This is a genomic window from Cupriavidus sp. GA3-3 (assembly GCF_000389805.1).
Lineage (GTDB): Bacteria > Pseudomonadota > Gammaproteobacteria > Burkholderiales > Burkholderiaceae > Cupriavidus > Cupriavidus necator_D.
The window spans coordinates 42,978-69,846 of the sequence record NZ_KB944478.1 but is presented as its reverse complement, the minus strand read 5'-3'; the positions used below and the strand labels follow the sequence as shown (position 1 = coordinate 69,846).

The window sequence follows — 26,869 nt, the reverse complement described above, 5'->3', positions numbered from 1 at the left end:
TCAATTGGCCAGCGCGCGCCCCACGATCAGCGGGTCGGGCTGCCCGATGGCAGTGGTGTCCCGGTTGCCGTAGGGGAAGCGCGACAGGATGGCGCGCAGCGCATTGAGCCGCGCGCGCTTCTTGCAGTCCGAGCGGATGACCGTCCACGGCGCATCGGCGGTGTCGGTGTGGGCGAACATGGCCTCCTTGGCCTGGGTGTATTCGTCCCATTTGTCCAGCGAGGCAAGGTCGACCGGGCTCAGCTTCCATTGCTTGAGCGGGTGGATCTCGCGCTCGCGGAAGCGCCGGCGCTGTTCCTTCTGGCTGACCGAGAACCAGAACTTGAACAGGTGGATGCCGCTGCGCACCAGATGCCGCTCGAAGTCCGGCGCCTGCTGCAGGAAGTCCTGGTATTCGCGCTGCGAGCAGAAGCCCATCACGTGCTCAACGCCGGCGCGGTTGTACCAGGAGCGGTCGAACAGCACGATCTCACCTGCCGACGGCAGGTGCTGCACATAGCGCTGGAAGTACCATTGCCCGCGCTCGGCCTCGGTGGGTTTTTCCAGCGCCACCACGCGCGCGCCGCGCGGGTTCATGTGTTCCATGAAGCGTTTGATGGTGCCGCCCTTGCCGGCGGCGTCGCGCCCTTCGAATACGATTACCACGCGCTGGCCGGTCTCGCGCACCCAGGCCTGGAACTTGAGCAGCTCCACCTGCAGGCGGTACTTCTGCTTTTCATAATTGCGCCGCGACATCAGGTTCTGGTACGGGTACGCGCCTTCGCGCCAGCCCGCGGACAGCTCGTCGTCCGGGTGGCGCTTGCGGCCGGCCTGCCACGCGGCGGGATCGCCTTCGAGGATCAGGCTGCGCAGCTGCGCGGCCTCGTCGGGCGCCAGGCCGTCAAGCAGCGTGCGCATGGCGTCGAGCATGTCGGCGCCGTTGCCTGCGCGGCTGGCCAGGATGTCCTGCATGCTGCTGGCCGCCAGCTGCACCGAGGCGTCGACGGCGCTGTCGACTTCGTTGCGCTGGGCTGAAAGCGCCGAGTTGGTGGGCAGCACGTCACCCCTGGCCGTGGCGCGGGCACGTGGCGCGGTGGCGGTGTGGGAGGATTGGATGGTGTCGCGATCTGTCATCTGCGGTCCTCCGTCAGGCTGCGGTGTTGCGCAGGATCGCGTAGAGCTGGTCCTTGAGCAGGAGTTTCTCTTTCTTCAGCCGCTCGATCTCGAAGGTGGAGGCCGGCACCAGCCCCGACTCCATGTTGTGGATTTCCTGGTCCAGCGCGTTGTGGCGGTGGAACAGGCGCGCGAAGCGGGCATCCTGGGTCTTCAGGGTGGTGATCTGGTCGCGGTATTCGGGAAACATGCTGGCTCTCCTGATGGATCCGCGCGCACGGGGCGTGGCGCATGGTTTCATTTTGGGGAGGGCAGGGTGGGGCGACCTTGACGAGGATCATGGCCGTCTCGGGAATGAGAAAGGTCTGCAGTGCCGGGTGCGGTGGCACGCGGGGCGCACCATGCAAAAAGCCCGCCGGGGTGCGGCGGGCGTCGGGGTGTGGCTGATCTGGCCGTCAGGCCATGTGCCGGTGTCAGGCGGCGGGCTTGGCGTTGTCCAGCGAGAACGGCGACAGCAGGCGCACCATCTGGGCGAACGCCTTGGGATTGCCGGCCAGCACTTCGCCCTGTTCCATCTGGCGCGGCTCGCCGGCGTAGTTGCCGACCAGGCCGCCCGATTCGGTGATCAGCAGCATGCCTGCAGCCATGTCCCACGGCTGCAGGCCGCGCTCGAAGAAGCCGTCCAGGCGGCCGCAGGCCACATAGGCCAGGTCCAGCGCGGCGGCGCCCGGGCGGCGCAGGCCGGCGCAGTTGCGGGTCATCAGCGCGAACAATTCCATGTATTCGTCCAGGCCTTCCAGGTCGCGGAACGGGAAGCCGGTGCCGATCAGGCAGTCGGCCAGCTTGTCGCGGCGCGTAACGCGGATGCGGCGGTTGTTCAGGAAGGCGCCGGCGCCCTTGCTGGCGGTGAAGAGCTCGTCGCGGGTCGGGTCGTAGACCACGGCCTGCACGGGCGTGCCGCGGTGCAGCTGGGCGATCGAGACCGCGTATTGCGGGAAGCCGTGGATAAAGTTGGTGGTGCCGTCCAGCGGGTCGATGACCCAGGTGTACTCGTGGGAGTCTTCACCCTCGGCCCAGGACTGGCCGGATTCTTCCGCTAGAATGCCGTGTTCCGGGTAGGCCGTGCGCAGGATCTCGATCACCGCGGCTTCGGCGGCGCGGTCCACCTCGGTGACAAAATCGTTGTGTTGCTTGCGCGAGACGCGCACCAGATCGACGTCGAGCGACGCGCGGTTGATGATGGATCCCGCCTTGCGGGCCGCCTTGATGGCGATATTGAGCATCGGATGCATGAATCTCTCCAGGCCGGCCACGACGACGCGGCGGGGCGCAAAAGCGCCGCACGCCCGCTCATGGGCAGCTGACAACACAACGGATTGTAGAAGAACGTCGGGCGTCGCCGGTTCTGCTGCAAATGTGCCGCGAGAGTCTCGCGAGCAAGCAAAAACCTGGCGCCGCGCCAAAGAAGAACCCCGAATTGTATATGAACCCGGCAATTGATACGAGCCAGCCCGCTGCCGATGGCAACAGCGGTGATACCGGCGGCAACGCTTTTGGCCGCGTGCGCTTCGTGCTGGTCGAAACCAGCCACCCGGGCAACGTGGGCTCGGTGGCGCGCGCGATCAAGACCATGGGCTTCGGCAGCCTGGTGCTGGTCTCGCCACGCGAGCCGGATGTGCTGCGGCACTCCGACGCCGTCGCCATGGCCAGCGGCGCCGACGATGTGCTGGCAGGCGCGCTCATCGTCGATCAGGTCGACGCGGCGCTGGCCGGCGCCGCGCTGACCGTGGCGATGACCGCGCGCCACCGCGAATTCGGCCCGCCGCGGCTGCTGCCGCGCGCGGCAGCGGGACGTGCGCGCCAGACGCTGTCCGGCAGCGGCGGCGTTGCCTTCGTGTTCGGCAACGAGCGCTATGGCCTGCCCAATGAAGTGGTCGAGCGCTGCAACGCAGTCACCCATATTCCCGCCAACCCCGCCTATACCTCGCTCAACCTGGCGCAGGCAGTGCAGCTCATCGCCTACGAGATGCGGCTGGCGCTGCTGGAGGCGGCCCCGGACGCCGGCGCCAATATCGGCTATGCTGGTGAGCCGGCCACGGCCGAGCAGGTCGAGGCCATGTTCGGCCATCTGCAGACGGGCCTGGAGGCAATCGGTTTTCTCGATCCGTCCAACCCGCGCAGGCTGATGACCCGGCTGCGCCGGCTGCTGGCACGCAGCGGCCTGGAGCGCGAGGAAGTGAATATCCTGCGCGGCATCGCCAAGCATATGCTGATCGCCGCGCAGAACCAGCCGGGCCCGCACAAGGACCGGTGACAGGAGCAAGGACAGTGGCAGCAAACCGGAGCGATTCGATGCAGGGCGAGGCAGGCACGCGCGGCAAGCGCGCGTGCTGTCGCCCCGCGGCTGCGGGTTTGCGCAGGCCCGGGCGATGTTGATCGCAGCATCGCCGCAATGTCCCTGACGGATCAGGGGCCAAACACCGGTACCCCAAGCGGGCCCGGCAAATCACTTACACTCCCTGATCCCGTCCCCACCGGCCACTGACCTCGCCGGCGACCCTGCCCCGGGCACCAGCCCGCGTGGCGCGGCGCACGGCGCGGCAACACGACACGACCAAGATGTTCTCTCGCCTGAAGGAAGATATCGACACCATCATGCTGCGCGATCCCGCCGCGCGCAGCCGCCTGGAAGTGCTGACCTGCTACCCCGGCCTGCATGCCGTGGTGTTCCACCGCTTTGCGCATCGATGCTGGAACGCGGGCTTCCACTGGCTGGGGCGTTGGATCTCGCACTGGGCGCGGTTTTTCACCGGCATCGAAATCCATCCGGCGGTCAAGCTGGGCCGGCGCGTGTTCATCGACCACGGCATGGGCGTGGTGATCGGCGAGACCGCCGAGATCGGCGATGACTGCACCATCTACCAGGGCGTGACGCTGGGCGGCACCTCGCTGTACAAGGGCCAGAAGCGGCACCCCACGCTGGGCGCCAACGTGGTGGTGAGCGCGGGCGCCAAGGTGCTGGGCGGATTCGTGGTGGGCGACGGCGCGCGCGTGGGCTCCAACGCGGTGGTGCTCAAGCCGGTGCCGCCGGGCGCGACCGCCGTGGGCATCCCGGCCCGCATCATCCTGCCGGATGCGCCATCGGCGCAGCAGGGTGCCAAGCAGGAGTTCTCGGCCTATGGCATCACGCCCAATGCGGACGATCCGGTGTCGCTGGCGCTCAAGAGCCTGATCGACAATGCGGGGCGCCAGCACGACCGCATCGAGGCGGTGCTGGCCGCGCTCGACCGGCTTGGCGAACACCTGGAGAACACGCCGAACGATCCCTTCGACGCGAGCGAACTGCGCAGGCTGATGAAGTGAGCGGGGCAGGGACCGGGCCGGCGTTGCCGCTCAGTCGGTCTGCGGCAACAGGCGGAAGCCGTCGCGATCCAGTTGCAGCACCGCGGCGCGTGGATGGGCGCCATCCAGGTCCCAGTCAGTGAGCACCCAGCGCACGCCGGCGGCTTCTTCATGCCGTGCCGGGCGGTGCGTGTGTCCGTGCACCAGCAGCGACGCACCGGCGGCGCCGAGCAACTCGGCCGCGGCCGCGGGCGCCACATCACCATAAATCACCGGAACGGCCGCACCTGCGCTCAATTGCCTGGCGCGGTTGCCTTCACTGTCTGCCCGCAGCTTGCGGGCGATCGACAGACGCGCGCTCAGCGGCAGTGCCAGGAACACGCGTTGCACCCAGCGCTTGCGGGTCCAGCGGCGGAAGCGGTTATAGCGTTCGTCGTCGATGCACAGCATGTCGCCGTGGCTCAGCACCACGCGCTGGCCGGCACAGTGGATCACGGCGGGGTCGGGCAGCAGGCTGGCACCGGCAGCGCTGGCGAAGCGCTGGCCCAGCAGGAAGTCGCGGTTGCCGTGCATCAGGTACACAGCCACGCCGCGCGCTGCCAGTGCGCGCAGGGCTGCGGTCACGCGCTGCGCGAAGGGCGAGTCGGTTTCTTCGTCGCCGATCCAGAATTCAAAGAAGTCGCCCAGGATGAACAGCGTGCGCGCGTGCTGCGCGGCACGCTCGAGCGTGCGCTCGAAGGCCGCCAGCGTGCGGGGCATGCCGGGCGTCAGGTGCAGGTCTGAAATGAACCACGCCGGCGCCTGTGCCTCGAAGGGACCGGCCACCGGCGTGTGGGAGATTGCGGTCATGCGCGGTGTCGGAAGGGGAATGCCGGCACGTGGATGCGCACGGAACCGCAATCGTCAGGCATCGGCTTACTCGACGATGACGGCCTTCTCGATCACCACGTCTTCCAGCGGCACGTCCTGGTGGAAGCCCGAGCTGCCGGTGCGCACGCCCTTGATCTGGTCGACCACGTCGGTGCCTTCCACGACCTTGCCGAACACGGCATAGCCGAAGCCCTGCGGCGTGGGCGAGGAGAAGTTCAGGAAGTCGTTGTCGACCACGTTGATGAAGAACTGCGCGGTGGCCGAGTGCGGGGCGTTGGTGCGCGCCATGGCCACGGTGTAGCGGTCGTTCTTCAGGCCGTTGCCGGCTTCGTTCTCGATCGGGGCGTCGGTGCCCTTTTGCTTCATGCCGGGCTCGAAGCCGCCGCCCTGGATCATGAAGTTCTTGATCACGCGGTGGAAGATGGTGTTGTCGTAGTGGCCCTTGCGCACGTACGACAGGAAGTTCTCGACCGACTTCGGGGCCTTTTCGGCGTCGAGTTCAATGGTGATGACACCCTGGTTGGTGTGGAGCTGGACCTTGGACATGGGATTTCCTCTGTTCGGTAGTGTTATTTGACGACGGTGGCCGACTCGATCACGATCGGCGCGGCCGGCACATTGCGCATGGGGCCGTAGGCCGTGGTCGGCACGCTCTTGATCTTGTCGATCGTCTCCATGCCTTCCACCACCTTGCCGAACACTGCGTAGCCGTTGCCGTCCGGCTGCGGGTAGTCGAGATTCGGATTATCCACCACATTGACGAAGAACTGCGCGGTGGCCGAGTTGGGGTCGCTGGTGCGTGCCATGGCCACCGTGCCGGCCTTGTTCTTCAGGCCGCCGCGGGCTTCCAGCGGGATCGGAGCACGGGTGGGCTTTTCCTTCATGTCGCGGTCGAAGCCGCCGCCCTGCACCATGAAGCCATTGATCACGCGATGGAAGATGGTGCCACTGTAGAAGCCGCTCTTCACATATTCCAGGAAGTTCGCGACGGTCCTGGGCGCGGCCTCGGGGTAGAGCTCGACGGTGAACTTGCCGGCACTGGTGACGAACTGGACGCGCTCGGCGGCCTGCTGAGCCAGCGCGCTGAACGAGTACAGTGCCAGGGCGCCTGCGGTCAGGCCGGCCAGGACGATGCGGCGGGAACGGATCATGAAGGAACTCCGGTATGTCTGGATGATGCACATGGTCCGGGCGCGCCGCGCCCGGACCTTGGGATGAGTGGCCGTCAGTTGGCTGCAGGGGCGCTGGCAGGTGCCTGGCGCTGCGTTGGCGGCGCCTTGCGGCCGGTGCCGGCGGGCGCCGCCGGCTTGGCCGGCGCCGCGGCATCAGGGTTCAGCTGGCGCAGGCCGGCACTGGCGCGGGTATCGCCCGGATTGCGGCGCAGCGCTTCGGCGTAGGCCTGCTCGGCCAGGCGGCGGTAGACGTCGCCCAGGTTGGTATAGCCGATGGCAAAGCCCGGCTTGACTTCGGTGGCCAGCAGCAACTCGGCCTCGGCGCGCTTCAGGTCGCCGCGCTTGGCGTAGAGCAGCGCCAGGTTGTTGTGGGGCTCGGGCAGTTCCGGGAACTCCTGCGCCATTTCGGCAAAGGCCTGGATGGCGGCGTCCTCGCGGCCGGACTGGGCCAGGGCCCAGGCGCGCTGGAAGCGTGCCTGCGCATTGCGCGGGTTGGCGGCCAGCACGCGGTCGAAGCCCTTGATGGCTTCGTCGTAACGGCGCGCGTTGGCCGCCTGCTGGGCCTCGCTCATGCCAGGATCGGTCGACTGGATGCCGCCGACCGGCGTCGTCGGCGCGGCCAGCGACAGCGGGCCGTTCTGCGCGTAGGCAGGGGCCGCCAGCGCGGCGGCCAGGGCCAGCAGGGGCAGTACGGCGCGATGGCCGCGTCGGCGCGCGGGGGCGGCGAACATGGCAGAAGACGGGGAGGGCAGCGGCAGGCTCATTGAGGACAGGTCCGTTATACTCCGCGGCATTCTAGCAAAGCGGCAAGTCCGGCACGAAGGCGATGACATCGGGGCAGCGGGCGCGGCATCTCGCGCGGCGCTGGCGGCGCCGTGCCGGAGGCAACCAGCGCAGCGCCTTCCGGTAAGATATGGGGCGCGACGGAATTGCGCCAGTGGCCGCGTTGCCGCCGGCGGCCTGCCAGGCGCCGGGCAACCGGCGCCACGGCCCGTGCTGCCTGCTGTGCGAACCCCGGCAGTCTCCTCTCACCACTCACTTCGTTTCATGCAGCTTCTGAACATCTACAACACGCTCGCGCGTGAGAAACAGCCATTCGTGCCAATCGAACCCGGCAAGGTCCGCATGTATGTGTGCGGCATGACGGTGTACGACTATTGTCACGTTGGCCACGCTCGCGTGATGGTGGTGTTCGACATGGTGCACCGCTGGCTGCGTGCCGCCGGCTACGAGGTGACGTATGTGCAGAACATCACCGACATCGACGACAAGATCATCCGCCGCGCGGCCGAGAACGGCGAGACCATCGGCGAGCTGACCACGCGCTTCATCCAGTACATGCACGAGGATGCCGCCGAGCTGGGCGTGATCCGCCCCGACCACGAGCCGCGCGCCACCGACTACGTGCCGCAGATGCTCGACATGATCGGCAAGCTGGAAGCCAAGGGCCTGGCCTACCAGGCCAGCGACGGCGACGTGAACTATTCGGTGCGCAAGTTCGCCGGCTACGGCAAGCTCTCGGGCAAGTCGCTGGAAGACCTGCGCGCCGGCGAGCGTGTCAGCGCCAACGACGCCAAGCAGGACCCGCTCGACTTCGTGCTTTGGAAGTCCGCCAAGGCCAGCGAGCCGCCCGAGAGCAAGTGGGACTCGAAGTGGGGCGCCGGCCGCCCGGGCTGGCACATTGAATGCTCCGCCATGAGCTGCACGCTGCTGGGCGAGCATTTCGACATCCATGGCGGCGGGGCAGACCTGCAGTTCCCGCACCACGAGAACGAGATTGCGCAGTCTGAAGGCGCCAGCGGCAAGCCCTTCGTCAACATGTGGATGCACAACGGCTTCGTGCGCATCAACGACGAAAAAATGTCCAAGTCGCTTGGCAATTTCTTCACCATCCGCGAGGTCCTGAAGTCGTACGACGCCGAGGTCGTGCGCTTCTTCATCCTGCGCGCGCACTACCGCAGCCCGCTGAACTACAGCGACGCGCACCTGGACGATGCGCGTCACGCCCTGACACGCCTGTACACGGCGCTCAAGGACAGCCAGCCGGGCGGCTGCGCGGTGGACTGGGACGAGCCGCACGCCAGGCGCTTTGCCGAGGCCATGGGCGACGACTTCAACACGCCGATTGCGATGTCGGTACTGTTCGATCTGGCCAGCGAGATCAACCGCACCGGCTCGACCGCGGCTGCGCGCCAGCTCAAGGGGCTGGCAGGCACGCTGGGCCTGCTCGAGCGCGATCCGCATACCTTCCTGCAAGGCGGCAGGTCCGACGACGGCATCTCGCCGGAACAGATCGAGACCCTGATCGCCGCGCGCAAGACCGCCAAGGTGGAGCGCAACTTTGCCGAAGCGGACCGCATCCGTGCGCAACTGCTGGAAGCTGGCATCGTGCTGGAAGACAAGCCGGGCGGTGCCACCGAGTGGAGGCGTGCTTGAACGCTGCCGCGCGCAAGCCCGCCATCGCCACGCCTCCCGCCACGAGGGGCCGGGTGAAGGCGGCCGGTCCGCGCCCGGGCAAGGCTGGCGCCAAGGAGGCGCCGCTGCCTGACGGCAAAGACACGGCCAGGGACACGCGCAACGCCAAGGCCGTGCTGCCCGAAGCGGATGCGGTGCCGCTGCCGGTCGAAACCGTCATCGACGCGGTGCGCCCCGCCTACTGGGACGAGGCCTGCGCCGACCTGATGAAGCGCGACCGCATCCTGCGCAAGATGATCCCGACCTACGGCCCGGCGCACCTGGTGTCGCGCGGGGATCCGTTCGTCACGCTGGCGCGCGCGGTGGTGGGCCAGCAGATCTCGGTCAAGGCGGCACAGTCGGTGTGGGAGCGGCTGCATGCCCTGTGCCCCAGGCTGACCCCGGCACAGTTCCTGCGCGCCGGTCCCGAGAAGCTGGCCGGTTGCGGCCTGTCGAAGCGCAAGGGGGAATACCTGGTCGACCTGGCCGACCATTTCAAGGCGGGCACGGTGCATGTCGGCGAATGGGCGCAGATGGACGACGAAGCGGTAATTGCGGAGCTGACGCAGATACGCGGCATCGGCCGCTGGACCGCCGAGATGTTCCTGATGTTCAACCTGATGCGGCCCAACGTGCTGCCCCTCGATGACATCGGCCTGATCAACGCGATCTCCGCCAATTACTTCAGCGGCGAGCCGGTCACGCGCAGCGAGGCGCGCGAGGTGGCGGCCAACTGGGAGCCCTGGCGAACCGTGGCCACGTGGTATATGTGGCGCAGTCTTGACCCGCTCCCAGTGACGTATTAGGCATTGCAGCAAGAAAATTTAGTGGCAGGTGCAGTCCGGGCTATCTGGCAGGCGCTAAGATAGCGACCAAATTCCGGTAGAATGCGCCCCTTCACAGACAGGTACGTGTGATTTTATGAAAACCACCTTCCTGGATTTTGAGCAGCCCATTGCCGAACTCGAGGCAAAGATCGAAGAACTGCGCTTTGTGCAGGACGATTCGGCTGTTGATATTTCCGAAGAGATTTCGCGGCTGGCTGGCAAGAGCCAGCAGCTGACCAAAGACATCTACGCCAACCTGACCCCGTGGCAGGTTGCGCAAATCGCCCGCCACCCCCAGCGTCCCTATACGCTGGACTACGTGCGCGAGATCTTTACCGATTTCCACGAGCTGCACGGCGACCGCACCTTTGCCGACGATCTTTCGATCATCGGCGGCCTGGCGCGCTTCAACGGCCAGGCGTGCATGGTCATCGGCCACCAGAAGGGCCGTGATACGAAAGAGCGCGCCATGCGCAATTTCGGCATGCCCAAGCCCGAGGGCTACCGCAAGGCCAAGCGCCTGATGGAGCTGGCGGACAAGTTCGGCCTGCCGATCTTCACCTTCGTCGACACCCCGGGCGCATTCCCCGGCATCGACGCCGAAGAGCGCGGCCAGTCCGAAGCCATCGGCCACAACCTGTACGTGATGGCCGGCCTGAAGGTGCCCCTGATCGCCACCATCATCGGTGAAGGCGGTTCGGGCGGCGCGCTGGCGATTGCCGTGGGCGACGTGGTGCAGATGCTGCAGTTCGCCACCTACGCGGTGATCTCGCCGGAAGGCTGCGCCTCGATCCTGTGGAAGACCGCCGAGAAGGCACCGGAAGCCGCCGAGGCGCTGGGCCTGACCGCGCACCGCCTGAAGGCGCTGGGCCTGATCGACAAGATCGTGAGCGAGCCGCTGGGCGGCGCGCACCGTGACTACAAGGGCATGGCGGCGATGCTCAAGCGCTCGCTGGCCGAGTCGCTGCGCCAGTTCCAGGGCATGAGCGTGAAGGAGCTGCAGGCCCGCCGCTACGAGCGCCTGCTCGCCTATGGCAAGTTCAAGGAAACCGGCACCCAGGACTGACCCGTCCGCCCGGCTGACCGACAAGGTCGCACAGGCCCTCCAGGCCGGTGCGGCCTTTGTTGTTTCTGGCGGCGGCACGGGCGCGCCGACGATCGCGGTGGCCCTGTCGGGCGGACGCGATTCGGTCGCGCTGCTGCATGCCGCCCGTGCGGCCGCGGCGGAGTGGGGCGTTGGCGCGCGCGTGGTGGCGCTGCATGTCCACCACGGCCTGCAGGCGGATGCGGACGACTGGGACCGCTTCTGCGCCGCGCTGTGCGCGCAGTGGCAGGTCGGCTATTTCGTGCGGCGGGTGTCGGTGCAGCCCGAAGTGGGCGAGGGCGTGGAAGCGGCCGCGCGCCGCGCGCGCTACGCCGCGCTGGCGGCGATGTGTGCCGATAGCGGCGCGCGCCTGCTGCTGTTTGCCCACCACCAGGACGACCAGGTCGAGACCGTGCTGCTGCGGCTGTTCCGCGGCGCCGGCGTGGCCGGCATGGCCGGCATGCCAGGGCTGCGCCCGCTCGACGAGCGCAGCGGCGTGACGCTGCTGCGCCCCTGGCTGGATGTGGCCCGCGCCGAGATCGAGGCCTACTGCGCGGCCAACGCGCTGCAATGGGTCGACGACCCGTCCAATGCCGATGAGCGCTATGCGCGCAATGCCTTGCGCGCGCACCTGCCGGCGCTGGTCGCGGCCTTTCCGGCGTTGTCGGCCAACGTGGTGCAGGCGGCAGCGCATTTCGCCCAGGCAGGCGCACTGATCGATGAACTGGCAGCCGCCTCGCTGGCGGCGCTGGCACGCCCCGGCCGCGATGCCGACACGCTTGCCGAACTCGACCTGGGAGGGCTGCGCGCCTTGCCCGTGGCACATGCCGATGCCGTGCTGCGCTTCTGGCTGCGCGACCTCGGCGTGCGCGCGCCGTCCACCGCCAGGCTGGCGGCGATGCGCGAGCAACTGGTCGCCCACGCTGGCGGCGAGCCCGCGATCGCGCATGAAGGGCTGGTCCTGCGCCGCTTCCGCGACCGCGTGCTGGCCTGCACGCCGCCACCGATTGCCGCGCCGGCACCCGTGATGCTGGACTGGCGCGGCGAGGCCCGTATCGTCGTGCCCGGCTGGCGCGGCGAACTCCATTTCTTCCGCGATGACACCTTCGGCGTGCCCGAAGCGGCGCTGCGCCAGCCCTTGCGCCTGGCCGCCCGCAGTGGCGGCGAGCGTATCGTGCTGCGCCCGGGCGGTCCGGCCCGGGCCCTGAAGCAAGCCTGCCAGGAAGCCGGCATCCCGGCCTGGCGCCGCGCCTGGCTGCCGCTGCTGTGGTCTGGCGATACCCTGGTGCTGGCCGCCGGCCTCGGCATGCACCGCCGCTGGCCGGACGCCCCGGCGGCGCCGCGCTGGCGCGTCGAGTGGCATCCGCGGCCGCCGGCAGTGGCGATGCCGCCGCACTGAAGCGGCCGGATCGCCGTCGGCATCACTCCCGCTCTGCAGCCGAATCCCGCTCCCGCCTTGCCTGACAGGGCTTGTTCGTGTATTTTCAAGGGCTTTGCATAATCGCTGGCGTCGACAAGAAGATGGCTCTCATCGTTCACAAATACGGCGGCACTTCGATGGGTTCCACGGAACGCATCAAGAATGTCGCCAAGCGCGTGGCCAAATGGCACCGCGCCGGTCACCGCGTAGTCGTGGTGCCTTCGGCCATGTCGGGCGAGACCAATCGCCTGTTGGGACTCGCCAAGGAAATTTCGCCGCAGCCCAATCCGCGTGAGCTGGACATGCTCGCCTCGACCGGCGAACAGGCCAGCGTGGCACTGCTGGCCATCGCGCTGCACGGCGAAGACATTGACGCGGTCAGCTACACCGGCTGGCAAGTGCCGGTGAAGACCGACTCGGCCTATACCAAGGCCCGTATCGAATCGATCGACGACGAGCGCATCCTGGCCGACCTCGACGCCGGCCGCGTGGTCGTGATCACCGGCTTCCAGGGCATCGACGACGACGGCAACATCACCACCCTCGGCCGTGGCGGCTCGGACACCTCGGCCGTGGCCATCGCCGCCGCGATCGAAGCCGACGAGTGCCTGATCTACACCGACGTCGACGGCGTGTACACCACCGACCCGCGCGTGGTCGAAGACGCCCGCCGCCTGGACCAGATCACCTTCGAAGAAATGCTGGAAATGGCCAGCCTCGGCTCCAAGGTGCTGCAGATCCGCTCCGTGGAGTTCGCCGGCAAGTACCGCGTGAAGACTCGCGTGCTGTCGTCGCTGACCGACCCGCTTATGCCGCTCGAGCAGGAAATGCACTCGGGCACGCTGATCACTTTTGAGGAAGACTCCACCATGGAAGCAGCCGTCATCTCCGGCATCGCCTTTGCCCGTGACGAAGCCAAGATCACCGTTCTGGGCGTGCCGGACAAGCCGGGCATCGCCTACCAGATCCTGGGCCCGGTCGCCGACGCCAACATCGACGTCGACATGATCATCCAGAACCAGTCCGTCGACGGCAAGACCGACTTCACCTTCACCGTGCCGCGCGGCGAGTACCAGCGCGCGCTGGCCATCCTGAACGACGGCGTGAAGTCGCATATCGGCGCCGGCAGCGTGTCGGGCGACCCGAAGGTATCGAAGGTGTCGGTGGTGGGCGTGGGCATGCGCTCGCACGTGGGCATCGCCAGCAAGATGTTCCGCACCCTGTCGGAAGAGGGCATCAACATCCAGATGATCTCCACCTCGGAAATCAAGATCTCGGTGCTGATCGACGAGAAGTACATGGAACTGGCCGTGCGCGCGCTGCACAAGGCCTTCGAACTGGAACAGGCGTGATCCGTTCGTGAACACTTCTGGCGGGGCCGCGATTTTTGTGTTGAGTGATCGATTTTTCGTTGACCAACACGTGCGGCGCCGCTAGAATACGCGCTTCGTTGTGTGGCTCCCTCACACAACGCAAGTTTGGGAGACGTGGCCGAGAGGTCGAAGGCACTCCCCTGCTAAGGGAGCATCCGGGCCAAAACCTGGATCGAGGGTTCGAATCCCTCCGTCTCCGCCAGTCATGGCGGCGAAACCCCGGAAGATCGCGGTCTTCCGGGGTTTTTGTTTTTCTGGCCCATCAGATGCCTTGTGCCAGAGGATCGCGCATTCAAGGCATCTCGGACATCCCGGCGCGATGAGCGATCCGCGCTGCGATTTCAGTCCTGCGGCACGATCACGGCGATGGCGTTGTTGATCAGCGCACCGGTCTCGCTTTCGTCCGGCCGCATGCCGGTTGCCAGCGTCCGGTGCAGCACGCTGGCCAGCACCATGCCGTGGAAGAGCCGGGCGCTGGCCTCGGGACTTGCCGCAAGACGGATGCCGTTGGCCTGCTGCGCGGACAGGAAGGCCGCGATATAGGCGCACGTTGCCTCCGGGCCGCGCGTGTACCAGGCATTGCCCAGCGCCGGAAAGCGCCGCGACTCCGCAAAGATCAGCCGCAGGAACGCCAGGTGCCGTTCTTCCAGCAGCGAATGCAGGAAGCTGTGCGCAATCCTGTGCAGGCCCTGCGCGGCGTTGCAGCGCGACAGGTCCAGTCCTTTCTCTGTCTTCTCCAGGAAGCGGTCGCATAGCCGCTCCACCACCGCGACGAAGAGTCCGTCCTTGCCGCCGAAATAGCTGTACACGTTGGTCTTGGAGCCGCCGCACGCCTTGACGATGTCATCCAGGCTGACGCCGTCATAGCCATGTTCCAGGAACATGTCCGCGGCGGTGCTCAGGATCAGCGCGCGTTTCTCTTCGCCGCGGCGCGTGATGCGCACGGGCGGGTGGTGGACCACAGGGGGGGAAGCGCTTTCTGGAGAGTTCATCTGGTGCAGGCGTGGCGGCGCACCCCATGCCGGGGGCCCTGCGCAGTCTACCAAAAGCCGGCAGGCTGCTGCGTTTCCCCATGTGACAAGCTCATGGCTTCAATAAATCAGAACGACTCATTTCGAATTTAAGAATACCATACGGTACGGTTTTAATTATATTTGCCACCATGGGCGACGCGCTGAAGGGCTGGACCCCAGACCCCGGCCAGAACCGTCGCTCTTCTCTTCGATGCTTAACAGGAGCAAGTGATGAAAACGGCAATGTTTGGCGCAGCAGTGGTGCTGGTGATGGCTTCGGCGGCCCAGGCCGCGGTGCGGTCGCCCGATGTCTATACAGATGGCGCACGTGCGGCACATGGCTCGATCCCCTCGGCCGGGTCGGCGCAGCGTTCGCAGCCGGGCCGGCTGGTGGACGAGCAGTTCCGCAAGGTCGCAGCGCGCAAGGCCGATCCGTATCTGGACGGCGCGGTACGCGAGGTCGATCCCTTCACCGATGGCGCGCTCGCCCGGATCGGCGAGACCGATCCGTCGGACCGTGCCTGATGATGTGCCGGCGCTGCGCCTGGCGCAGTGCCGGCTGGCTCCCGGTGCAGGTATTCCCGACCTTGCAATGCACTGTGGCACGCCCTAGAATAATTCGTATACCGCATTAGATTGCGCGTAGCGCAAAAATAGGAGACAACGTGACGGATGCCAAACGCACCGGCCACACCGCCATTGCCCATGTGGACCTCCACGGGGTGTCGGTGCATGGCAAGGATCTCAGCCAGGAACTGATCGGCAAGATCGGCTTTACGGCCTACTTTCTGTTCCTGCTTACCGGCCGCCAGCCGGACGAAAAGCTGGTGGCCATCACCGATGCCTGCCTGGTCGCCATTGCCGAACACGGACTGGTGCCCTCGGTGCAGGCCGCGCGCATGACGCTCGCCGCCGCCCCCGACGCCCTGCAGGGCGCGGTGGCCGCGGGCGTGCTGGGCTGCGGCTCGGTGATCCTGGGGGCCTCGGAAACCGCCGGGCAGATGCTGGCGCAAGTGCTGGCCGGCCGGGACGCCGGCACGCTGGCAGACAGCGCGCACGCGGTGGTGCGGGCCTTGCGGCAGGCGCGACAGCCGCTGCCGGGCTTCGGCCACCCCACGCACAAGCAGGGCGATCCGCGCGCGCACCGCCTGCTGACATTCGCGCGTGAACTCGGCATCTCGGGCGACCACGTCGCCGCGCTCGAGGCGGTGGCCGCGGCGGTTCCCGAGCACTACAGCAAGGCCTTGCCGCTCAATGTGTCGGGCGCGATCCCCGCGGTGCTGCTCGACGCCGGCTATCCCGCCAGCGCGCTCAAGGGCGTACCGATGCTGGCCCGCGTGGCGAGCCTGATCGCCCACCTGCAGGAAGAGCGCGCGCAACCCATCGGCTTTATCCTGGCCGACGCCGCCGAACACGCCATCACTTACAGCGCCGCGCCGGCGCAAGCATCATGAAGCCGCCCGCACTCCCTGCCGGCGACGCGCTGGTGGCGCCGCTCGATGTGCTCAGGCAGTACCGCGCCCACGATGCCACGCTCACCGGCTTCCTTGCCGCCCGCGTGGCGGCGCACCCGGACAAGCCGGCGCTTGTGTTCGAGGGCGAGACCTGGAGCTATCGCCAGCTCGACCAACGGATCGGCCTCACCGCGGACTGGCTGGCGCAGGCGATGCAAGTCGGACCCGGCGACCGTGTCGGCGTGCTCTCGACCAACCATCCGTCCACCGTGGTGCTGATGTTCGCGCTGGCCCGTATCGGCGCGACCATGGTGCCGGCCAATCCCGAGTACCGGCTCGACGAGGCGCTGTACGTATTCCGGCACGCGCAGGTGTGCGGCCTGGTGTGCGCGCCCGGCACGCTGGCGACCGGCGCCGCCGTGGCCGCGGACCTGGGCGGTGACGTCTGGCTGCGCGCCAACGAGGATGGCGATCACGGCGTGCCGACGCTGGCCGCATCGATCGCGGCGCATGCGGCGCAGCCGGCCAACGCTGCCCCGGGCGTCGACAGCGACCGCAGCACCGCCCTGATCATCTACACCTCAGGCACCACCGGCTTTCCCAAGGGCGCCATGCACAGCCATCGTGGCTACGTGCTGACCGCCGAGGCCTTTGTCGGCCGCCTGCACTTGCAGCCGGACGAGCGCGTGATGTGCGTGATGCCGCTGTTCCATATCAATGCGTTGATGTATTCGGTGGGCGGGGCGCTGGCCTGCGGCGGCTGCCTGGTGCTGATGCGCCGTTTCTCGGCGTCGTCGTTCTGGCGCTTCGCGGCCGAGAGCGGCGCGACCGAGGTCAACCTGGTGGCCGCCGCCGGCAGCATCCTGGCGCGGCGCCCGCGCGCGGAATTCGTGCCGGGCCATCGCATTACCAAGATGTTCATTGCGCCGCAGACCCAGGAGATGGTGCGGGTGATGAAGCAGGAATTCCATGTGCCGCGCCTGATCGAGTGCTACGGCATGACGGAAATCCCCGGCGTCATCGCCAATCCGTTCAACGGCCCGCACAAGCTCGGCACCATGGGCCTGATCTCGCCGCACCCGGACCCGGCCGTGCCGGTGCCCGAGGCGCGCATCGTCGATGACGACGGCCACGACGTGGCACCCGGCGCCGCGGGCGAACTGCTGATCCGCACCCCGACGCTGATGCAGGGCTACTACCGCGACGCCGTGCAGACCGAGGCCGCGTTCCGCGACGGGTGGTTTGCCACCGGCGATCTGGTGCGCCAGGACAGCGATGGCTACTACGTGTTCGTCGCGCGCAAGAAGGACGTGATCCGCCGCAAGGGCGAGAACGTGTCGGGAGCCGAGCTCGACCGCATCTTCGGCGAGCACCCCGCAGTCGAGGAAGCGGCGGCCATCGGCGTGCCGGCGGACCTGGGCGAAGAAGAGATCCTGCTGGCGGTGCAGTTCCGCCCCGGGCAGTCGGTCGAGCCGGGCGAGTTGCTCGCCTGGGCTCGGGACCGGCTGGCCGTGCACAAGCTGCCGCGCTATGTCGTCGCCGTGGATGCCATTCCGCACACCCCTACGCACAAGCCGGCCAAGCACAAGCTGAAAGCGGATGGAACCCTGTTCGCCCGCGCCATCGACATGGCCGCCGCCAGCCACTGACAAAGAATCACCGGAGACAGCGATGGACAACCCCGACAACTACACCCTGCAACGCGCCTTCGATGCCATGTGCAGCGATGCGCCCGGCGCGGACCCGGTCCTGCAGGCGCAGTTCCGCGTGGCGCTGAAGCACTTCCACGCCATGCTGGACGAACTGAAGCTGACCGACCGGCAGCTCTACCGGATCGCCACCTGGATAGGCAAGGTGGCCCAGCAGGATGAACTGATCATGCTGTGCGACATGATGGGCCTGACCATGCGCGCGCTGGACCTGGCACGCACCGATGACCACGCCACGCCGCAGAACGTGACCGGTCCGTTCCCCAAGGACGAGATCGCCGAAGGCTCCAACCCATGCCATATCGCCACCGACGACGAGCCTGGCCAGCGGCTGGAGGTGCGCGGCCGCGTGCTGGATGCCGCCACCGGCAAGCCGGTACCGGGCGCGATGATGATCGTATGGCAGCCCAACCAGTTCGGCCGCTATGAGAACGAAGATGACTCGCAGTCGGAAGACAACCTGCGCGGCAAGCTGCGTTGCGAGGCCGATGGCAGCTTCCAGGTGTTCACCATCCGCCCGGGTGGCTACATCATCGGCCGCGAGGATACCGAAGTGGGCGTGCTGATGAAGCGGCTGGGCCGCAACCGGCAGCGCGCGCCGCACATCCACTACCGGGTGATGCAGCCAGGCTACCGGAACCTGACGTCGCAGCTGTATTTCGCCGGTGATCCGGCCAATCCGGTCGACTGCATCTTCTCAACCATCGACGACCACATCGTCGACGCGCTGCCGCACCCGGAGCGCGACGGCTACCAGCTGGTCAACCTGGATATCGTGCTGCAGCCTGAAACGGCGCAGTAAGCCGGCGCGCGAGGCCGCTCAGGAGGCGGCGGTAATGGAGTGCGCCAGCGCCGGTGCGCGCCGGATCGCCGCCTCGATCGACGCGGCGGCTTCGCGCAGCGCCGGCAGCCGGGTGGCGACCAGTTCGTCCGGGCTGGTGCGCTCGGTTTCGGTGGAGCAGTTGATGGCGGCGATCACGCGCTGTTGCGGGTCACGCACCGGCACGGCGATCGACAGCACGCCCAGCTCCAGCTGGCTGTCCTGGATGGCATAGCCCTGCTCGAGCGCGCGTGCCAGCGCCGCGCGCAGCGCGTCGGCATCGCTGAGTGTCAGCGGGGTGAATTTCTGGAATGGCGCCTTGTCGAGGATCTTGTTCTGCTGGGCCTTGGGCGCGTGCGCCAGCAAGGCCAGGCCAAGGGAGGTGCAATGGACCGGCAGCCGGTAACCCACCGAAGCCCGGAAGGCGATGCGCCGGCGGCTGGGCACATGCGCCAGGTAGACCACGCTGTCGCCGTCGAGGATGGCAAGCGAGACCGAATCGCGGAAGCGCTCGGCCACCTCCTGCAGGAACGGCTGCACGATGTCGCGCAGGTTCATCGAGCTGAGGAAGGCGGCGCCCAGCGACAGCACCTTGGGCAGCAGCACGAAGCGGCGGCCGTTGGCGCCGATATAGCCCAGCGCCTGCAGCGTCAGCAGCGCGCGGCGCGCGGTCGCGGGCGTCATGCCGGTGGCCTGCGCCACTTCGCTCAGCGTCAGTTCCGGCGTGGTCTCGGTAAAGGCCTGGATCACCGCAAGGCCCCGCGCCAGCGCCGCGACGTAGTCGCGGTGGCCTTCCTCGAGCTTCGGCGGAGCGTCGTTGTCGACGGGGGCGGACGGTTTGGCGGCGGAGGTCATGGCCGTATTTTAGCCGCAACGGACCGCATGCAACACAAGGGCCGGGGCCATCGCAGGCCACCGGATCCGGGAGACATCGCATCATGAGACTCGACCCCACTTCGCTGCGCCTGTTTGTCGCCGTGGCCGAAACCGGCTCCATCGCCGCGGCGGCGGAGCACGCGCACCTTGCCGCGGCCGCGGTCAGCAAGCGCGTGAGCGAACTGGAGCAGGGGCTGGGCACGGCCTTGCTGATGCGCAGCAACAAGGGCGTGCAGCCGACCATGGCCGGGATGGAGCTGGCGCACCTGGCGCGCGGCGTGCTGCACAACCTCGATGACATCCTGGTGCGCATGCGCGACTACGGCGGCGGCTTGCGCGGGCAGGTGAGGGTGATGGCCAATATCTCGGCCATCACGCAGTTCCTGCCGGCGCAGCTCAAGTCGTTCCTGGCCGAGTACCCGCTGATCGACGTGCACCTGGAAGAGCGCGTCAGCACCGCCATCGTGCGCGCGGTGGCCGAGAACGCCGCGGACATCGGCATCTTCACCGCGGGCGCGGTGGGTGCGGAGCTGGAGACGTTCCCCTACCGGCGCGACGAACTGGTCGTGGTGGTGCCCGGCGCGCATCCGCTGGCCGGGCGGCACTCGGTGACCATCCGCGAGGCCTTCGACTACGACTTCGTCAGCCTGCACGCAGGCAGCCAGATCCACCTGCAGCTGGCCAAGGCTGCCAGCGAGGCCGGCCGCGTGTTCAAGCCGCGCATCCACGTGCCCGGCTACGACGCGCTGTGCCTGATGGTGCAGGCGGGACTGGGCCTGGGAATCCTGCCCAGGTCCAGTGCCGGGCCTTACCAGCAGACCCTTGGCATCCGCACCGTCGCGCTCGATGAAGCGTGGGCCGCGCGCCAGCTGGTGATCGGCGTGCGTGCGTATGAGGGCCTGTCCGCGGTGGCGCGGCTGCTGGTGGACCGGCTGCGCGAGGATGAATAGCGCGCCAGCGCTGCCATCGTTTTTCGCGATGGCGGGCTCGCCAATGGTTGCTTTACCGCGCGCGCGGGTTCTTCCAATCTTGCATCACAGACCACCGTATCCACAGGAGCAGCAAACCGCCATGGCTAACGAAGCGAACAACGGAACGATGCCGCTGCAGGGCGTCCGCGTGATCGAACTCGGCTCGCTGATCGCAGGCCCGTATGCGGGCGGACTGCTCGCGCAGTTCGGCGCCGAAGTGCTGAAGATCGAATCGCCCAAGGACGGCGACCCGCTGCGCAAGTGGCGCAAGCTGTATGAAGGCACCTCGCTCTGGTGGTATAGCCAGAGCCGCAACAAGAAGTCGCTGACGCTGGACCTGCGTTCGGCGCAGGGCCAGGAGATCGTGCGCAAGCTGGTCACCGAAGCCGATATCGTGATCGAGAACTTCCGCCCCGGCACGCTCGAGAAATGGGGCCTGGGCTGGGAGGACCTGCGCAAGGTGAACCCCGCGCTGGTCATGGTGCGCATCTCCGGCTACGGCCAGACCGGACCCTACAAGGACCGCCCCGGCTTTGCCGCGATTGCGGAATCGATGGGCGGGCTGCGCTATGTCAGCGGCTATCCCGACCGGCCGCCGGTGCGCTCGGGCGTGAGCATCGGCGACACGCTGGCATCGCTGTATGGCGTCATCGGCGCCTTGCTGGCCATGCACCACCTGCGCGCCAACCAGGGCGAAGGGCAGTTTGTCGACGTGGCGCTCTATGAGTCGGTCTTTGCCGTGATGGAGAGCCTGGTGCCGGAGTACGCCAAGTTCGGCCATGTGCGCGAGCGTTCGGGCGCCAGCCTGCCGGGCATCTCGCCGTCGAATACGTATCCGTGCCAGGATGGCCAGTACGTGATCATTGCCGGCAACGGCGACGCCATCTTCCGGCGCTTCATGGCCGCCATCGGCCGCGACGACCTGGGCCAGGACCCGCGCCTGGCGCACAACGACGGGCGCGTGCAGCACAACGCCATGCTCGACGACGCCATCACCGCGTGGACCTCCGCGCATGACCTCGACACAGTGCTGGCAACGCTGGAAGCCGCGGCCGTGCCCTGCGGAAAGATCTACACCGCAGCGGAGATCAGCAGCGACGCGCACTACCGCGCGCGCGACATGATCGAGCCGCACCAGTTGCCGGATGGCTCGCCGGTGGAGCTGTCCGGCATCGTGCCCAAGCTCAGCGGGACCCCGGGGCGCACCAGGTGGATCGGCCCCGAACTGGGCCAGCACACCGAAGAGATCCTGGCGGGCATCGGCATTGCCGGCGACGAGCTGCGCGCGCTGCGCGCCGCCGGCGTGGTCTGAGCCCGCCCCAACGAAAAGGAAAGAACCATGTGGCTTCCTAACACCCCCCGGCGCGTGCGCATCAATGAAGTGTCCGTGCGCGACGGCTTCCAGATCGAGCCGGAATTCGTCCCCACCGAACAGAAGATCGCGCTGATCGACCGCCTCTCGGAAAGCGGCCTGGCCAGGATCGAGATCACCTCGTTTGTCTCGCCCAAGGCGATCCCGAACCTGCGCGATGCAGAGGCGGTCGCGAAAGGCATCCGCCGCCAACGGGACGTGGTCTACACCGCGCTGGTGCCCAATGCGCGCGGCTGCGAGCGCGCACTGGAGTGCGACCTCGACGAGATCAACCTGGTGATGTCCGCCAGCGAGACGCACAACCTGGCCAACATGCGCATGACCTGCGACCAGTCGCTGGAGCAGTTCCGCGGCGTGATGCAGCTGGCGCAGTCGGCCGAGCTGGCCGTCAGCGGCTGCGTGGCGACCGCGTTCGGCTGCCCGTTCGAAGGCGAGATCGCGCCGGAACGGGTGAAGTGGGCCGCGGGCCGCTACCTGGAACTGGGCATGGACAGCATCACGCTGGCCGATACCACCGGCATGGCCGACCCGCGCCAGGTGAGCAAGCTGGTCGAGGCGTTCCTGCGCTGGTTCCCGGGCGTGCCGCTGACCCTGCATTTCCACAACACGCGCGGCATGGGCCTGGCCAATGTGCTGGCCGGCCTGGCGGCGGGCGTGGACAGTTTCGATGCGTCGCTGGGCGGGCTGGGCGGCTGCCCCTTTGCGCCGGGCGCGACCGGCAACATCTGCACGGAAGACCTGGTGCACATGCTGGAGTCTTCCGGCATCGACACCGGTGTCGACCTGGACCGGCTGCTCGGCGCGGCGCGCGAGCTGCCGGCGCTGGTCGGACACGATATTTCCGGGCAGGTGGTCAAGGCCGGCAAGACCACCGAGCTGCATCCGGTGCCTGAGTGGGTGGGCGCAAGGTAACCCGCGTCCGCCACGAGAAATACAAGGAGAGACCCCCATGACTGAACCCGACCGCCCGGCGAGCCTGCTCGACAAGCTCTGGGCCAGCCACGTGATCCACCAGGAGCCGGACGGACCCGCGCTGATCTATATCGACCGCCACCTGGTCAACGAGGTGACCAGCCCGCAGGCCTTCGAAGGCCTGCGCCTGAACGCGCGCAAGGTGTGGCGCGCCGCTTCCGTGCTGGCAACGGCCGACCACAACGTGCCGACCACCGCGCGCAAGCTGGGCATTGCCGATCCCGTCAGCCGCGCGCAGGTCGAGGCCCTGGACCAGAACTGCGCAGACACCGGCATCGTCAACTTCGGCATGGACGATCCGCGCCAGGGCATCCTGCACGTGGTCGGTCCGGAGCGCGGCGCCACCTTGCCCGGCATGAGCATTGCCTGCGGCGACTCGCACACGTCAACACACGGCGCGTTCGCAGCGTTTGCGTTCGGCATCGGCACCTCCGAAGTGGAGCAGGTGCTGGCCGCGCAATGCCTGTGGATGAAGAAGCCCAGGTCGATGCTGGTGCGGGTGGACGGCGAGCTGCCCCGTGGCGTGTCCGCCAAGGACATCGCGCTGGCGCTGATCGGCCGCATCGGCACCGCCGGCGCCACCGGCCACGTGATCGAGTTTGCCGGCAGCACGATCCGCGGCCTCAGCATGGAGGCGCGCATGACCGTGTGCAACATGGCGATCGAAGCGGGCGCGCGCGCCGGCATGGTGGCGGTGGATGAAACCACGCTGGCCTACCTGGACGGCCGCCCGCAAGCACCGGCCGGTGCGATGTGGGACGCCGCCACCGGCTACTGGCGCACGCTGCGCAGCGATCCGGGCGCCGCCTTCGATGCCGTGGTGGAGCTGGATGCCACCGCGATCCGCCCGCACGTGACCTGGGGCACCTCGCCGGAAATGGTGGTGGCCGTCGGCGAGCGCATTCCCGATCCGCGCGACGAGCGCGACCCGGTGCGGCGCAAGAGCATCGAGCAGGCGCTGGACTACATGGGCCTGCTGCCGAATACGCCGATCGAGGCGGTCGCGCTGGACAAGGTATTCATCGGCTCATGCACCAATGCGCGCCTGGAAGACCTGCGCGCCGCGGCGGCGGTGCTGCGCGGGCGCCATGTCTCGCCGCGCATCAGGCAGGCGCTGGTGGTACCGGGCTCCGGGCTGGTCAAGTCGCAGGCCGAGGCCGAGGGGCTGGACCAGGTGTTCATCGCCGCCGGCTTCGAATGGCGCGAACCGGGCTGCTCGATGTGCCTGGGCATGAACGATGACCGCCTGGCGGCCGGCGAACGCTGCGCTTCCACTTCCAACCGCAACTTCGAAGGCAGGCAGGGGCCGGGCGGGCGCACCCACCTGGTCAGCCCGCAGATGGCGGCCGCAGCCGCGGTGGCGGGCCACTTCATCGATGTGCGCTCGCTGTAGACCACCGGAGGAAACCGAGCAATGAGAGCCTTTACCACCCTGGATGGCCTGGTGGCGCCGCTGGACCGAGCCAATGTCGATACCGACGCCATCCTGCCCAAGCAGTTCCTGAAGTCGATCCGACGCAGCGGCTTCGGCCCCTACCTGTTCGACGACTGGCGCTACCTGGACCACGGCGAGCCCGGGCAGGACTGCAGCAGCCGGCCCCTCAACCCGGATTTCGTGCTGAACCAGCCGCGCTACCGCGGCGCCTCGATCCTGCTGGCGCGCGAGAACTTCGGTTGCGGCTCATCGCGCGAGCATGCGCCGTGGGCGCTGGAGGACTTCGGCCTGCGCGCGCTGATCGCGCCCAGCTTTGCCGACATCTTCTACAACAACTGCCTGAAGAACGGCCTGCTGCCGATCGTGGCGGCGCCGGACGTGGTCGAGCGCCTGTTCGCCGAGATCGCGGCCACGCCGGGCTACCGGCTGCAGGTGGACCTGGCCGCGCTGCAGGTGGTGACGCCGTCGCGCGAGGCCATTGCCTTCACGCTGGATCCGTTCAAGCAGCACTGCCTGCTGAACGGCCTGGACGATATCGCGCTGGCGCTGCGCCATGCCGGGCAGATCCGGGATTACGAGCAGGCGCGGCGGCAATTGGAGCCCTGGCTCTTTGACTGAATGATCCCCTGACGGCAGCCGGCCGTCCGAGCCGGCACCGTCGACACAGACAATGGATGGAGACCCTATGTCCTGGCAATTTCATACGACCCACGCGCTGCGTGCCGCAGCCTTCGGCCTGGCCTGCCTGGCAGGCACGGGCGCCGCACTGGCGCAGACCTATCCCGCGCAGCCGATCCGCATGGTGGTGCCTTACGCACCGGGCGGAACCACCGACATCATCGCCAGGCAACTGGCGCAGCGCATGTCCGAGAAGCTGGGCCAGCCGGTGGTGGTGGAAAACAAGAGCGGCGCCAATACCGTGATCGGCGCCGACGCGGTGGCCAAGGCGCAGCCCGACGGCTACACGCTGCTGCTGACCAACGATGCCACCTTCGTGCTCAACCCGGTGGTGCTGCCGTCGGTGTCGTACAACGTCGCGCGCGACTTTGCCCCGGTGGCGACGATCGGCTACGTGCCGCTCGTCATGGCCGTCTCGGGCAGCCTGCCGGTGGACAGCGTCAAGGACCTGGCCGCATATGCCAAGGGCCGTCCGCAAGCCCTCAGCTACGGCTCGTTCGGCAGCGGCAGCCAGCCGCACCTGATGGGCGCGCTGTTCAACAAGCTGGCCGGCACCGACCTGGTCCACGTGCCGTACAAGGGCTCGGCGCCGGCGGTGGCAGACGTCGTCGGCGGCCAGATCCTGATGACCTTCCCGGCGCTGCCGACGATCCAGAGCTTTGTTGCGGCAAAGAAACTCAAGGTGCTCGCCGTCAGCGGCGACAAGCGCACGCGCGCGCTGCCGCAGGTGCCCACCTTTGCCGAGGCCGGCTACAAGGACATGGACATCTCGGCCGTCTACGGCGTGCTGGCCCCGGCCAAGGTGCCGCGCGCGGTGGTCGACAAGCTGAACGCCACCATCCGCGAGATCCTGGACGACAAGGACTTCGTCGAGAAGCACTTCGCCGCGCAGGGGATGGTGCCGATGAAGCTGAGCCCGGCGCAGTTCTCGCAGTACATCGAGACGCAGACCCGCCAGACGCGCAAGCTGGTCGAGCTGTCCGGCGTCAGGGTCGAGTAGGGGACGGGCCATGACCAACACAAGCAACGCACACACGGTGCAATCACCGCGGCTTGGATGGATCGGCGTTGGCGCCATGGGCCGGCCGATGTGCCTGAACCTGCTGAAAGCCGGCTACCGGCTCGCGGTCTTTGACCGCATGCCGGCGCAGTGCGAGGCGGTGGCCGCTGCGGGGGCCGCGGTGGCGCCGTCTGCGCAGGCACTGGTGGCGGAATCCGATGTGGTGTTCTCAACGATCTTCGACGATGGCGGGCTGCGCGACCTGTTCCTGGCCTCCGGCGGCGTTGCCGGCGCCGCGACGGCGGACAAGGTCTTTGTCGACATGAGCACGGTCTCGCCCGATGCCTCGGCAGAGGTGGCTGCCGCGCTCGCGCGGCGCGGCGCCGCTTTTCTGCGCGCGCCGGTGTCGGGCACGGTATCGCTGGCGGCGAGCGCGCAGCTGAGCTGTTTCGTGTCCGGGCCGCGGCCGGCCTTCGACGCGGTGCAGCCCGTCCTCGCGTGCCTGACCGCGCGCCAGTCATACGTGGGCGGCGCGGACGAGGCCCGCGTCATCAAGCTGATGATCAACATGATGGTGTTCATGAGCACCGCGGTGATCGGCGAAGGGCTGGCCTTCGGCGCGCGCGCCGGGCTGGACCGCGCGCTGATGGTCGATGCGATCAACGACAGCATCGTCGGCAGCGCCCACTACCGCACCAAGGCAGAGCAGCTCAAGCAGCGCGACTACGCCGCCGTCGGCCCGATCTCGCTGGTGGTGAAGGACCTCGACCTGGCATTGGCGGTGGCCCGCGACAACGCGGTCGCGCTGCCGATGTCGTCGCTGGTGCGGCAATACCTGGCGCTGATGCAGCAGCGCCGGCAGGGCCATCTCGACATCGCCGCGCTGGCCGATGTGCTCGAGTGGGCAGGCGTGCCCGGCGCAGTGTAATCGGGCC

General features: G+C 67.8%; 27 protein-coding genes and 1 tRNA gene. 19 read left to right on the top strand and 9 right to left on the bottom strand.

What is annotated here, in order from left to right; translation table 11 throughout:
- The 3 genes from ppk2 to C265_RS14105 form a co-directional block, all read right to left on the bottom strand.
- A complete protein-coding gene (ppk2, locus tag C265_RS14115; RefSeq protein WP_010808972.1) occupies positions 1-1,113 on the bottom strand; it encodes a polyphosphate kinase 2 in 1,113 nt (370 codons plus the stop codon).
- Between the two features lie 13 nt (positions 1,114-1,126).
- Positions 1,127-1,342, bottom strand: coding sequence for a YdcH family protein (locus C265_RS14110; protein WP_010808971.1), 216 nt, complete (start codon positions 1,340-1,342; stop codon positions 1,127-1,129).
- Positions 1,343-1,565: 223 nt separating this feature from the next.
- Positions 1,566-2,384, bottom strand: coding sequence for an inositol monophosphatase family protein (locus C265_RS14105; protein ID WP_010808970.1), 819 nt, complete (start codon positions 2,382-2,384; stop codon positions 1,566-1,568).
- 191 nt (positions 2,385-2,575) lie between these two features.
- Between C265_RS14105 and C265_RS14100 the strand changes: the two genes are divergently transcribed.
- Positions 2,576-3,406, top strand: coding sequence for an RNA methyltransferase (locus C265_RS14100; protein ID WP_010808969.1), 831 nt, complete (start codon positions 2,576-2,578; stop codon positions 3,404-3,406).
- Between the two features lie 305 nt (positions 3,407-3,711).
- Entirely contained in the window at positions 3,712-4,455 is a 744-nt protein-coding gene (cysE, locus tag C265_RS14095; RefSeq protein WP_010808968.1) for a serine O-acetyltransferase, read from the top strand.
- A gap of 30 nt (positions 4,456-4,485) precedes the next feature.
- Here the strand turns inward: cysE and C265_RS14090 are convergent, their stop codons facing one another.
- The 4 genes from C265_RS14090 to C265_RS14075 all read right to left on the bottom strand — a co-directional run bounded on the left by C265_RS14090 (position 4,486) and on the right by C265_RS14075 (position 7,240).
- Entirely contained in the window at positions 4,486-5,283 is a 798-nt protein-coding gene (locus tag C265_RS14090; RefSeq protein WP_010808967.1) for a UDP-2,3-diacylglucosamine diphosphatase, read from the bottom strand.
- A 66-nt stretch (positions 5,284-5,349) separates the two neighbouring features.
- Positions 5,350-5,850 carry a peptidylprolyl isomerase gene (locus C265_RS14085; RefSeq protein ID WP_010808966.1) on the bottom strand — a complete coding sequence of 167 codons (501 nt, stop codon included), beginning with the start codon at positions 5,848-5,850 and terminating at the stop codon, positions 5,350-5,352.
- Between the two features lie 23 nt (positions 5,851-5,873).
- A complete protein-coding gene (locus tag C265_RS14080) occupies positions 5,874-6,455 on the bottom strand; it encodes a peptidylprolyl isomerase (RefSeq protein WP_010808965.1) in 582 nt (193 codons plus the stop codon).
- A gap of 74 nt (positions 6,456-6,529) precedes the next feature.
- On the bottom strand, positions 6,530-7,240 hold the full coding sequence (locus C265_RS14075; protein WP_010808964.1) for a tetratricopeptide repeat protein: 711 nt from the start codon (positions 7,238-7,240) through the stop codon (positions 6,530-6,532).
- Between the two features lie 283 nt (positions 7,241-7,523).
- Between C265_RS14075 and cysS the strand changes: the two genes are divergently transcribed.
- The 6 genes from cysS to C265_RS14045 all read left to right on the top strand — a co-directional run bounded on the left by cysS (position 7,524) and on the right by C265_RS14045 (position 13,836).
- Positions 7,524-8,912, top strand: coding sequence for a cysteine--tRNA ligase (gene cysS, locus C265_RS14070; protein WP_010808963.1), 1,389 nt, complete (start codon positions 7,524-7,526; stop codon positions 8,910-8,912).
- Entirely contained in the window at positions 8,909-9,736 is an 828-nt protein-coding gene (locus C265_RS14065) for a DNA-3-methyladenine glycosylase (protein ID WP_010808962.1), read from the top strand. Before cysS ends, C265_RS14065 begins: the two co-directional genes overlap by 4 nt.
- A gap of 115 nt (positions 9,737-9,851) precedes the next feature.
- Positions 9,852-10,823, top strand: a complete 972-nt coding sequence (locus C265_RS14060) for an acetyl-CoA carboxylase carboxyltransferase subunit alpha (RefSeq protein WP_010808961.1) — start codon at positions 9,852-9,854, stop codon at positions 10,821-10,823.
- Complete coding sequence (tilS, locus tag C265_RS14055; protein WP_371258353.1) at positions 10,789-12,240, top strand: tRNA lysidine(34) synthetase TilS; 1,452 nt, start codon at positions 10,789-10,791, stop codon at positions 12,238-12,240. The genes C265_RS14060 and tilS overlap by 35 nt, the downstream gene beginning before the upstream one ends.
- A 122-nt stretch (positions 12,241-12,362) precedes the next feature.
- Complete coding sequence (locus C265_RS14050; protein WP_010808959.1) at positions 12,363-13,613, top strand: aspartate kinase; 1,251 nt, start codon at positions 12,363-12,365, stop codon at positions 13,611-13,613.
- A gap of 129 nt (positions 13,614-13,742) precedes the next feature.
- Positions 13,743-13,836 (top strand) — tRNA-Ser (locus tag C265_RS14045).
- 139 nt (positions 13,837-13,975) lie between these two features.
- On the opposite strand, the gene C265_RS14040 is transcribed toward C265_RS14045, so the two are convergent.
- Positions 13,976-14,626, bottom strand: a complete 651-nt coding sequence (locus C265_RS14040; protein ID WP_051398466.1) for a TetR/AcrR family transcriptional regulator — start codon at positions 14,624-14,626, stop codon at positions 13,976-13,978.
- 252 nt (positions 14,627-14,878) lie between these two features.
- On the opposite strand from C265_RS14040, the gene C265_RS14035 reads away from it, so the two are divergent.
- The 4 genes from C265_RS14035 to C265_RS14020 all read left to right on the top strand — a co-directional run bounded on the left by C265_RS14035 (position 14,879) and on the right by C265_RS14020 (position 18,612).
- Positions 14,879-15,172 carry a hypothetical protein gene (locus C265_RS14035; RefSeq protein WP_011614942.1) on the top strand — a complete coding sequence of 98 codons (294 nt, stop codon included), beginning with the start codon at positions 14,879-14,881 and terminating at the stop codon, positions 15,170-15,172.
- A gap of 140 nt (positions 15,173-15,312) precedes the next feature.
- Positions 15,313-16,101 (top strand): citryl-CoA lyase, encoded by a 789-nt coding sequence (locus tag C265_RS14030; RefSeq protein ID WP_010808956.1) that lies wholly within the window; start codon positions 15,313-15,315, stop codon positions 16,099-16,101.
- Positions 16,098-17,750: a class I adenylate-forming enzyme family protein gene (locus tag C265_RS14025; RefSeq protein ID WP_010808955.1), complete on the top strand. Its 1,653-nt coding sequence runs from the start codon at positions 16,098-16,100 to the stop codon at positions 17,748-17,750. The genes C265_RS14030 and C265_RS14025 overlap by 4 nt, the downstream gene beginning before the upstream one ends.
- Positions 17,751-17,772: 22 nt before the next feature.
- A complete protein-coding gene (locus C265_RS14020) occupies positions 17,773-18,612 on the top strand; it encodes a protocatechuate 3,4-dioxygenase subunit beta (RefSeq protein WP_010808954.1) in 840 nt (279 codons plus the stop codon).
- A gap of 18 nt (positions 18,613-18,630) precedes the next feature.
- On the opposite strand, the gene C265_RS14015 is transcribed toward C265_RS14020, so the two are convergent.
- Positions 18,631-19,485 carry an IclR family transcriptional regulator C-terminal domain-containing protein gene (locus tag C265_RS14015; protein ID WP_010808953.1) on the bottom strand — a complete coding sequence of 285 codons (855 nt, stop codon included), beginning with the start codon at positions 19,483-19,485 and terminating at the stop codon, positions 18,631-18,633.
- Between the two features lie 83 nt (positions 19,486-19,568).
- Here C265_RS14015 and C265_RS14010 point away from each other — a divergent pair, with 83 nt between their 5' ends.
- The 7 genes from C265_RS14010 to C265_RS13980 all read left to right on the top strand — a co-directional run bounded on the left by C265_RS14010 (position 19,569) and on the right by C265_RS13980 (position 26,862).
- Complete coding sequence (locus C265_RS14010; protein ID WP_010808952.1) at positions 19,569-20,456, top strand: LysR family transcriptional regulator; 888 nt, start codon at positions 19,569-19,571, stop codon at positions 20,454-20,456.
- Positions 20,457-20,577: 121 nt separating this feature from the next.
- Positions 20,578-21,789 carry a CaiB/BaiF CoA-transferase family protein gene (locus tag C265_RS14005; protein ID WP_010808951.1) on the top strand — a complete coding sequence of 404 codons (1,212 nt, stop codon included), beginning with the start codon at positions 20,578-20,580 and terminating at the stop codon, positions 21,787-21,789.
- A 27-nt stretch (positions 21,790-21,816) separates the two neighbouring features.
- Positions 21,817-22,761, top strand: a complete 945-nt coding sequence (locus C265_RS14000; RefSeq protein WP_010808950.1) for a hydroxymethylglutaryl-CoA lyase — start codon at positions 21,817-21,819, stop codon at positions 22,759-22,761.
- 37 nt (positions 22,762-22,798) lie between these two features.
- On the top strand, positions 22,799-24,214 hold the full coding sequence (gene leuC / locus C265_RS13995; protein WP_010808949.1) for a 3-isopropylmalate dehydratase large subunit: 1,416 nt from the start codon (positions 22,799-22,801) through the stop codon (positions 24,212-24,214).
- 21 nt (positions 24,215-24,235) lie between these two features.
- The gene (gene leuD, locus C265_RS13990) at positions 24,236-24,874 is read left to right on the top strand and encodes a 3-isopropylmalate dehydratase small subunit (RefSeq protein WP_010808948.1); all 639 of its coding nucleotides are present in this window, start codon (positions 24,236-24,238) and stop codon (positions 24,872-24,874) included.
- Positions 24,875-24,941: 67 nt separating this feature from the next.
- Positions 24,942-25,934, top strand: a complete 993-nt coding sequence (locus C265_RS13985) for a tripartite tricarboxylate transporter substrate binding protein (protein ID WP_010808947.1) — start codon at positions 24,942-24,944, stop codon at positions 25,932-25,934.
- A 10-nt stretch (positions 25,935-25,944) separates the two neighbouring features.
- Complete coding sequence (locus C265_RS13980; RefSeq protein WP_010808946.1) at positions 25,945-26,862, top strand: NAD(P)-dependent oxidoreductase; 918 nt, start codon at positions 25,945-25,947, stop codon at positions 26,860-26,862.
- Positions 26,863-26,869: the final 7 nt, after the last annotated feature.

Bases quoted from the DNA above. Each gene is read 5' to 3' on its own strand.
- ppk2 (WP_010808972.1), bottom strand. From the start codon at position 1,113: ATGACAGATCGCGACACCATCCAATCCTCCCACACCGCCACCGCGCCA.
- C265_RS14110 (WP_010808971.1), bottom strand. From the start codon at position 1,342: ATGTTTCCCGAATACCGCGACCAGATCACCACCCTGAAGACCCAGGAT.
- C265_RS14105 (WP_010808970.1), bottom strand. From the start codon at position 2,384: ATGCATCCGATGCTCAATATCGCCATCAAGGCGGCCCGCAAGGCGGGA.
- C265_RS14100 (WP_010808969.1), top strand. From the start codon at position 2,576: ATGAACCCGGCAATTGATACGAGCCAGCCCGCTGCCGATGGCAACAGC.
- cysE (WP_010808968.1), top strand. From the start codon at position 3,712: ATGTTCTCTCGCCTGAAGGAAGATATCGACACCATCATGCTGCGCGAT.
- C265_RS14090 (WP_010808967.1), bottom strand. From the start codon at position 5,283: ATGACCGCAATCTCCCACACGCCGGTGGCCGGTCCCTTCGAGGCACAG.
- C265_RS14085 (WP_010808966.1), bottom strand. From the start codon at position 5,850: ATGTCCAAGGTCCAGCTCCACACCAACCAGGGTGTCATCACCATTGAA.
- C265_RS14080 (WP_010808965.1), bottom strand. From the start codon at position 6,455: ATGATCCGTTCCCGCCGCATCGTCCTGGCCGGCCTGACCGCAGGCGCC.
- C265_RS14075 (WP_010808964.1), bottom strand. From the start codon at position 7,240: ATGAGCCTGCCGCTGCCCTCCCCGTCTTCTGCCATGTTCGCCGCCCCC.
- cysS (WP_010808963.1), top strand. From the start codon at position 7,524: ATGCAGCTTCTGAACATCTACAACACGCTCGCGCGTGAGAAACAGCCA.
- C265_RS14060 (WP_010808961.1), top strand. From the start codon at position 9,852: ATGAAAACCACCTTCCTGGATTTTGAGCAGCCCATTGCCGAACTCGAG.
- tilS (WP_371258353.1), top strand. From the start codon at position 10,789: ATGGCAAGTTCAAGGAAACCGGCACCCAGGACTGACCCGTCCGCCCGG.
- C265_RS14050 (WP_010808959.1), top strand. From the start codon at position 12,363: ATGGCTCTCATCGTTCACAAATACGGCGGCACTTCGATGGGTTCCACG.
- C265_RS14040 (WP_051398466.1), bottom strand. From the start codon at position 14,626: ATGAACTCTCCAGAAAGCGCTTCCCCCCCTGTGGTCCACCACCCGCCC.
- C265_RS14035 (WP_011614942.1), top strand. From the start codon at position 14,879: ATGAAAACGGCAATGTTTGGCGCAGCAGTGGTGCTGGTGATGGCTTCG.
- C265_RS14025 (WP_010808955.1), top strand. From the start codon at position 16,098: ATGAAGCCGCCCGCACTCCCTGCCGGCGACGCGCTGGTGGCGCCGCTC.
- C265_RS14020 (WP_010808954.1), top strand. From the start codon at position 17,773: ATGGACAACCCCGACAACTACACCCTGCAACGCGCCTTCGATGCCATG.
- C265_RS14015 (WP_010808953.1), bottom strand. From the start codon at position 19,485: ATGACCTCCGCCGCCAAACCGTCCGCCCCCGTCGACAACGACGCTCCG.
- C265_RS14010 (WP_010808952.1), top strand. From the start codon at position 19,569: ATGAGACTCGACCCCACTTCGCTGCGCCTGTTTGTCGCCGTGGCCGAA.
- C265_RS14005 (WP_010808951.1), top strand. From the start codon at position 20,578: ATGGCTAACGAAGCGAACAACGGAACGATGCCGCTGCAGGGCGTCCGC.
- C265_RS14000 (WP_010808950.1), top strand. From the start codon at position 21,817: ATGTGGCTTCCTAACACCCCCCGGCGCGTGCGCATCAATGAAGTGTCC.
- leuC (WP_010808949.1), top strand. From the start codon at position 22,799: ATGACTGAACCCGACCGCCCGGCGAGCCTGCTCGACAAGCTCTGGGCC.
- leuD (WP_010808948.1), top strand. From the start codon at position 24,236: ATGAGAGCCTTTACCACCCTGGATGGCCTGGTGGCGCCGCTGGACCGA.
- C265_RS13985 (WP_010808947.1), top strand. From the start codon at position 24,942: ATGTCCTGGCAATTTCATACGACCCACGCGCTGCGTGCCGCAGCCTTC.
- C265_RS13980 (WP_010808946.1), top strand. From the start codon at position 25,945: ATGACCAACACAAGCAACGCACACACGGTGCAATCACCGCGGCTTGGA.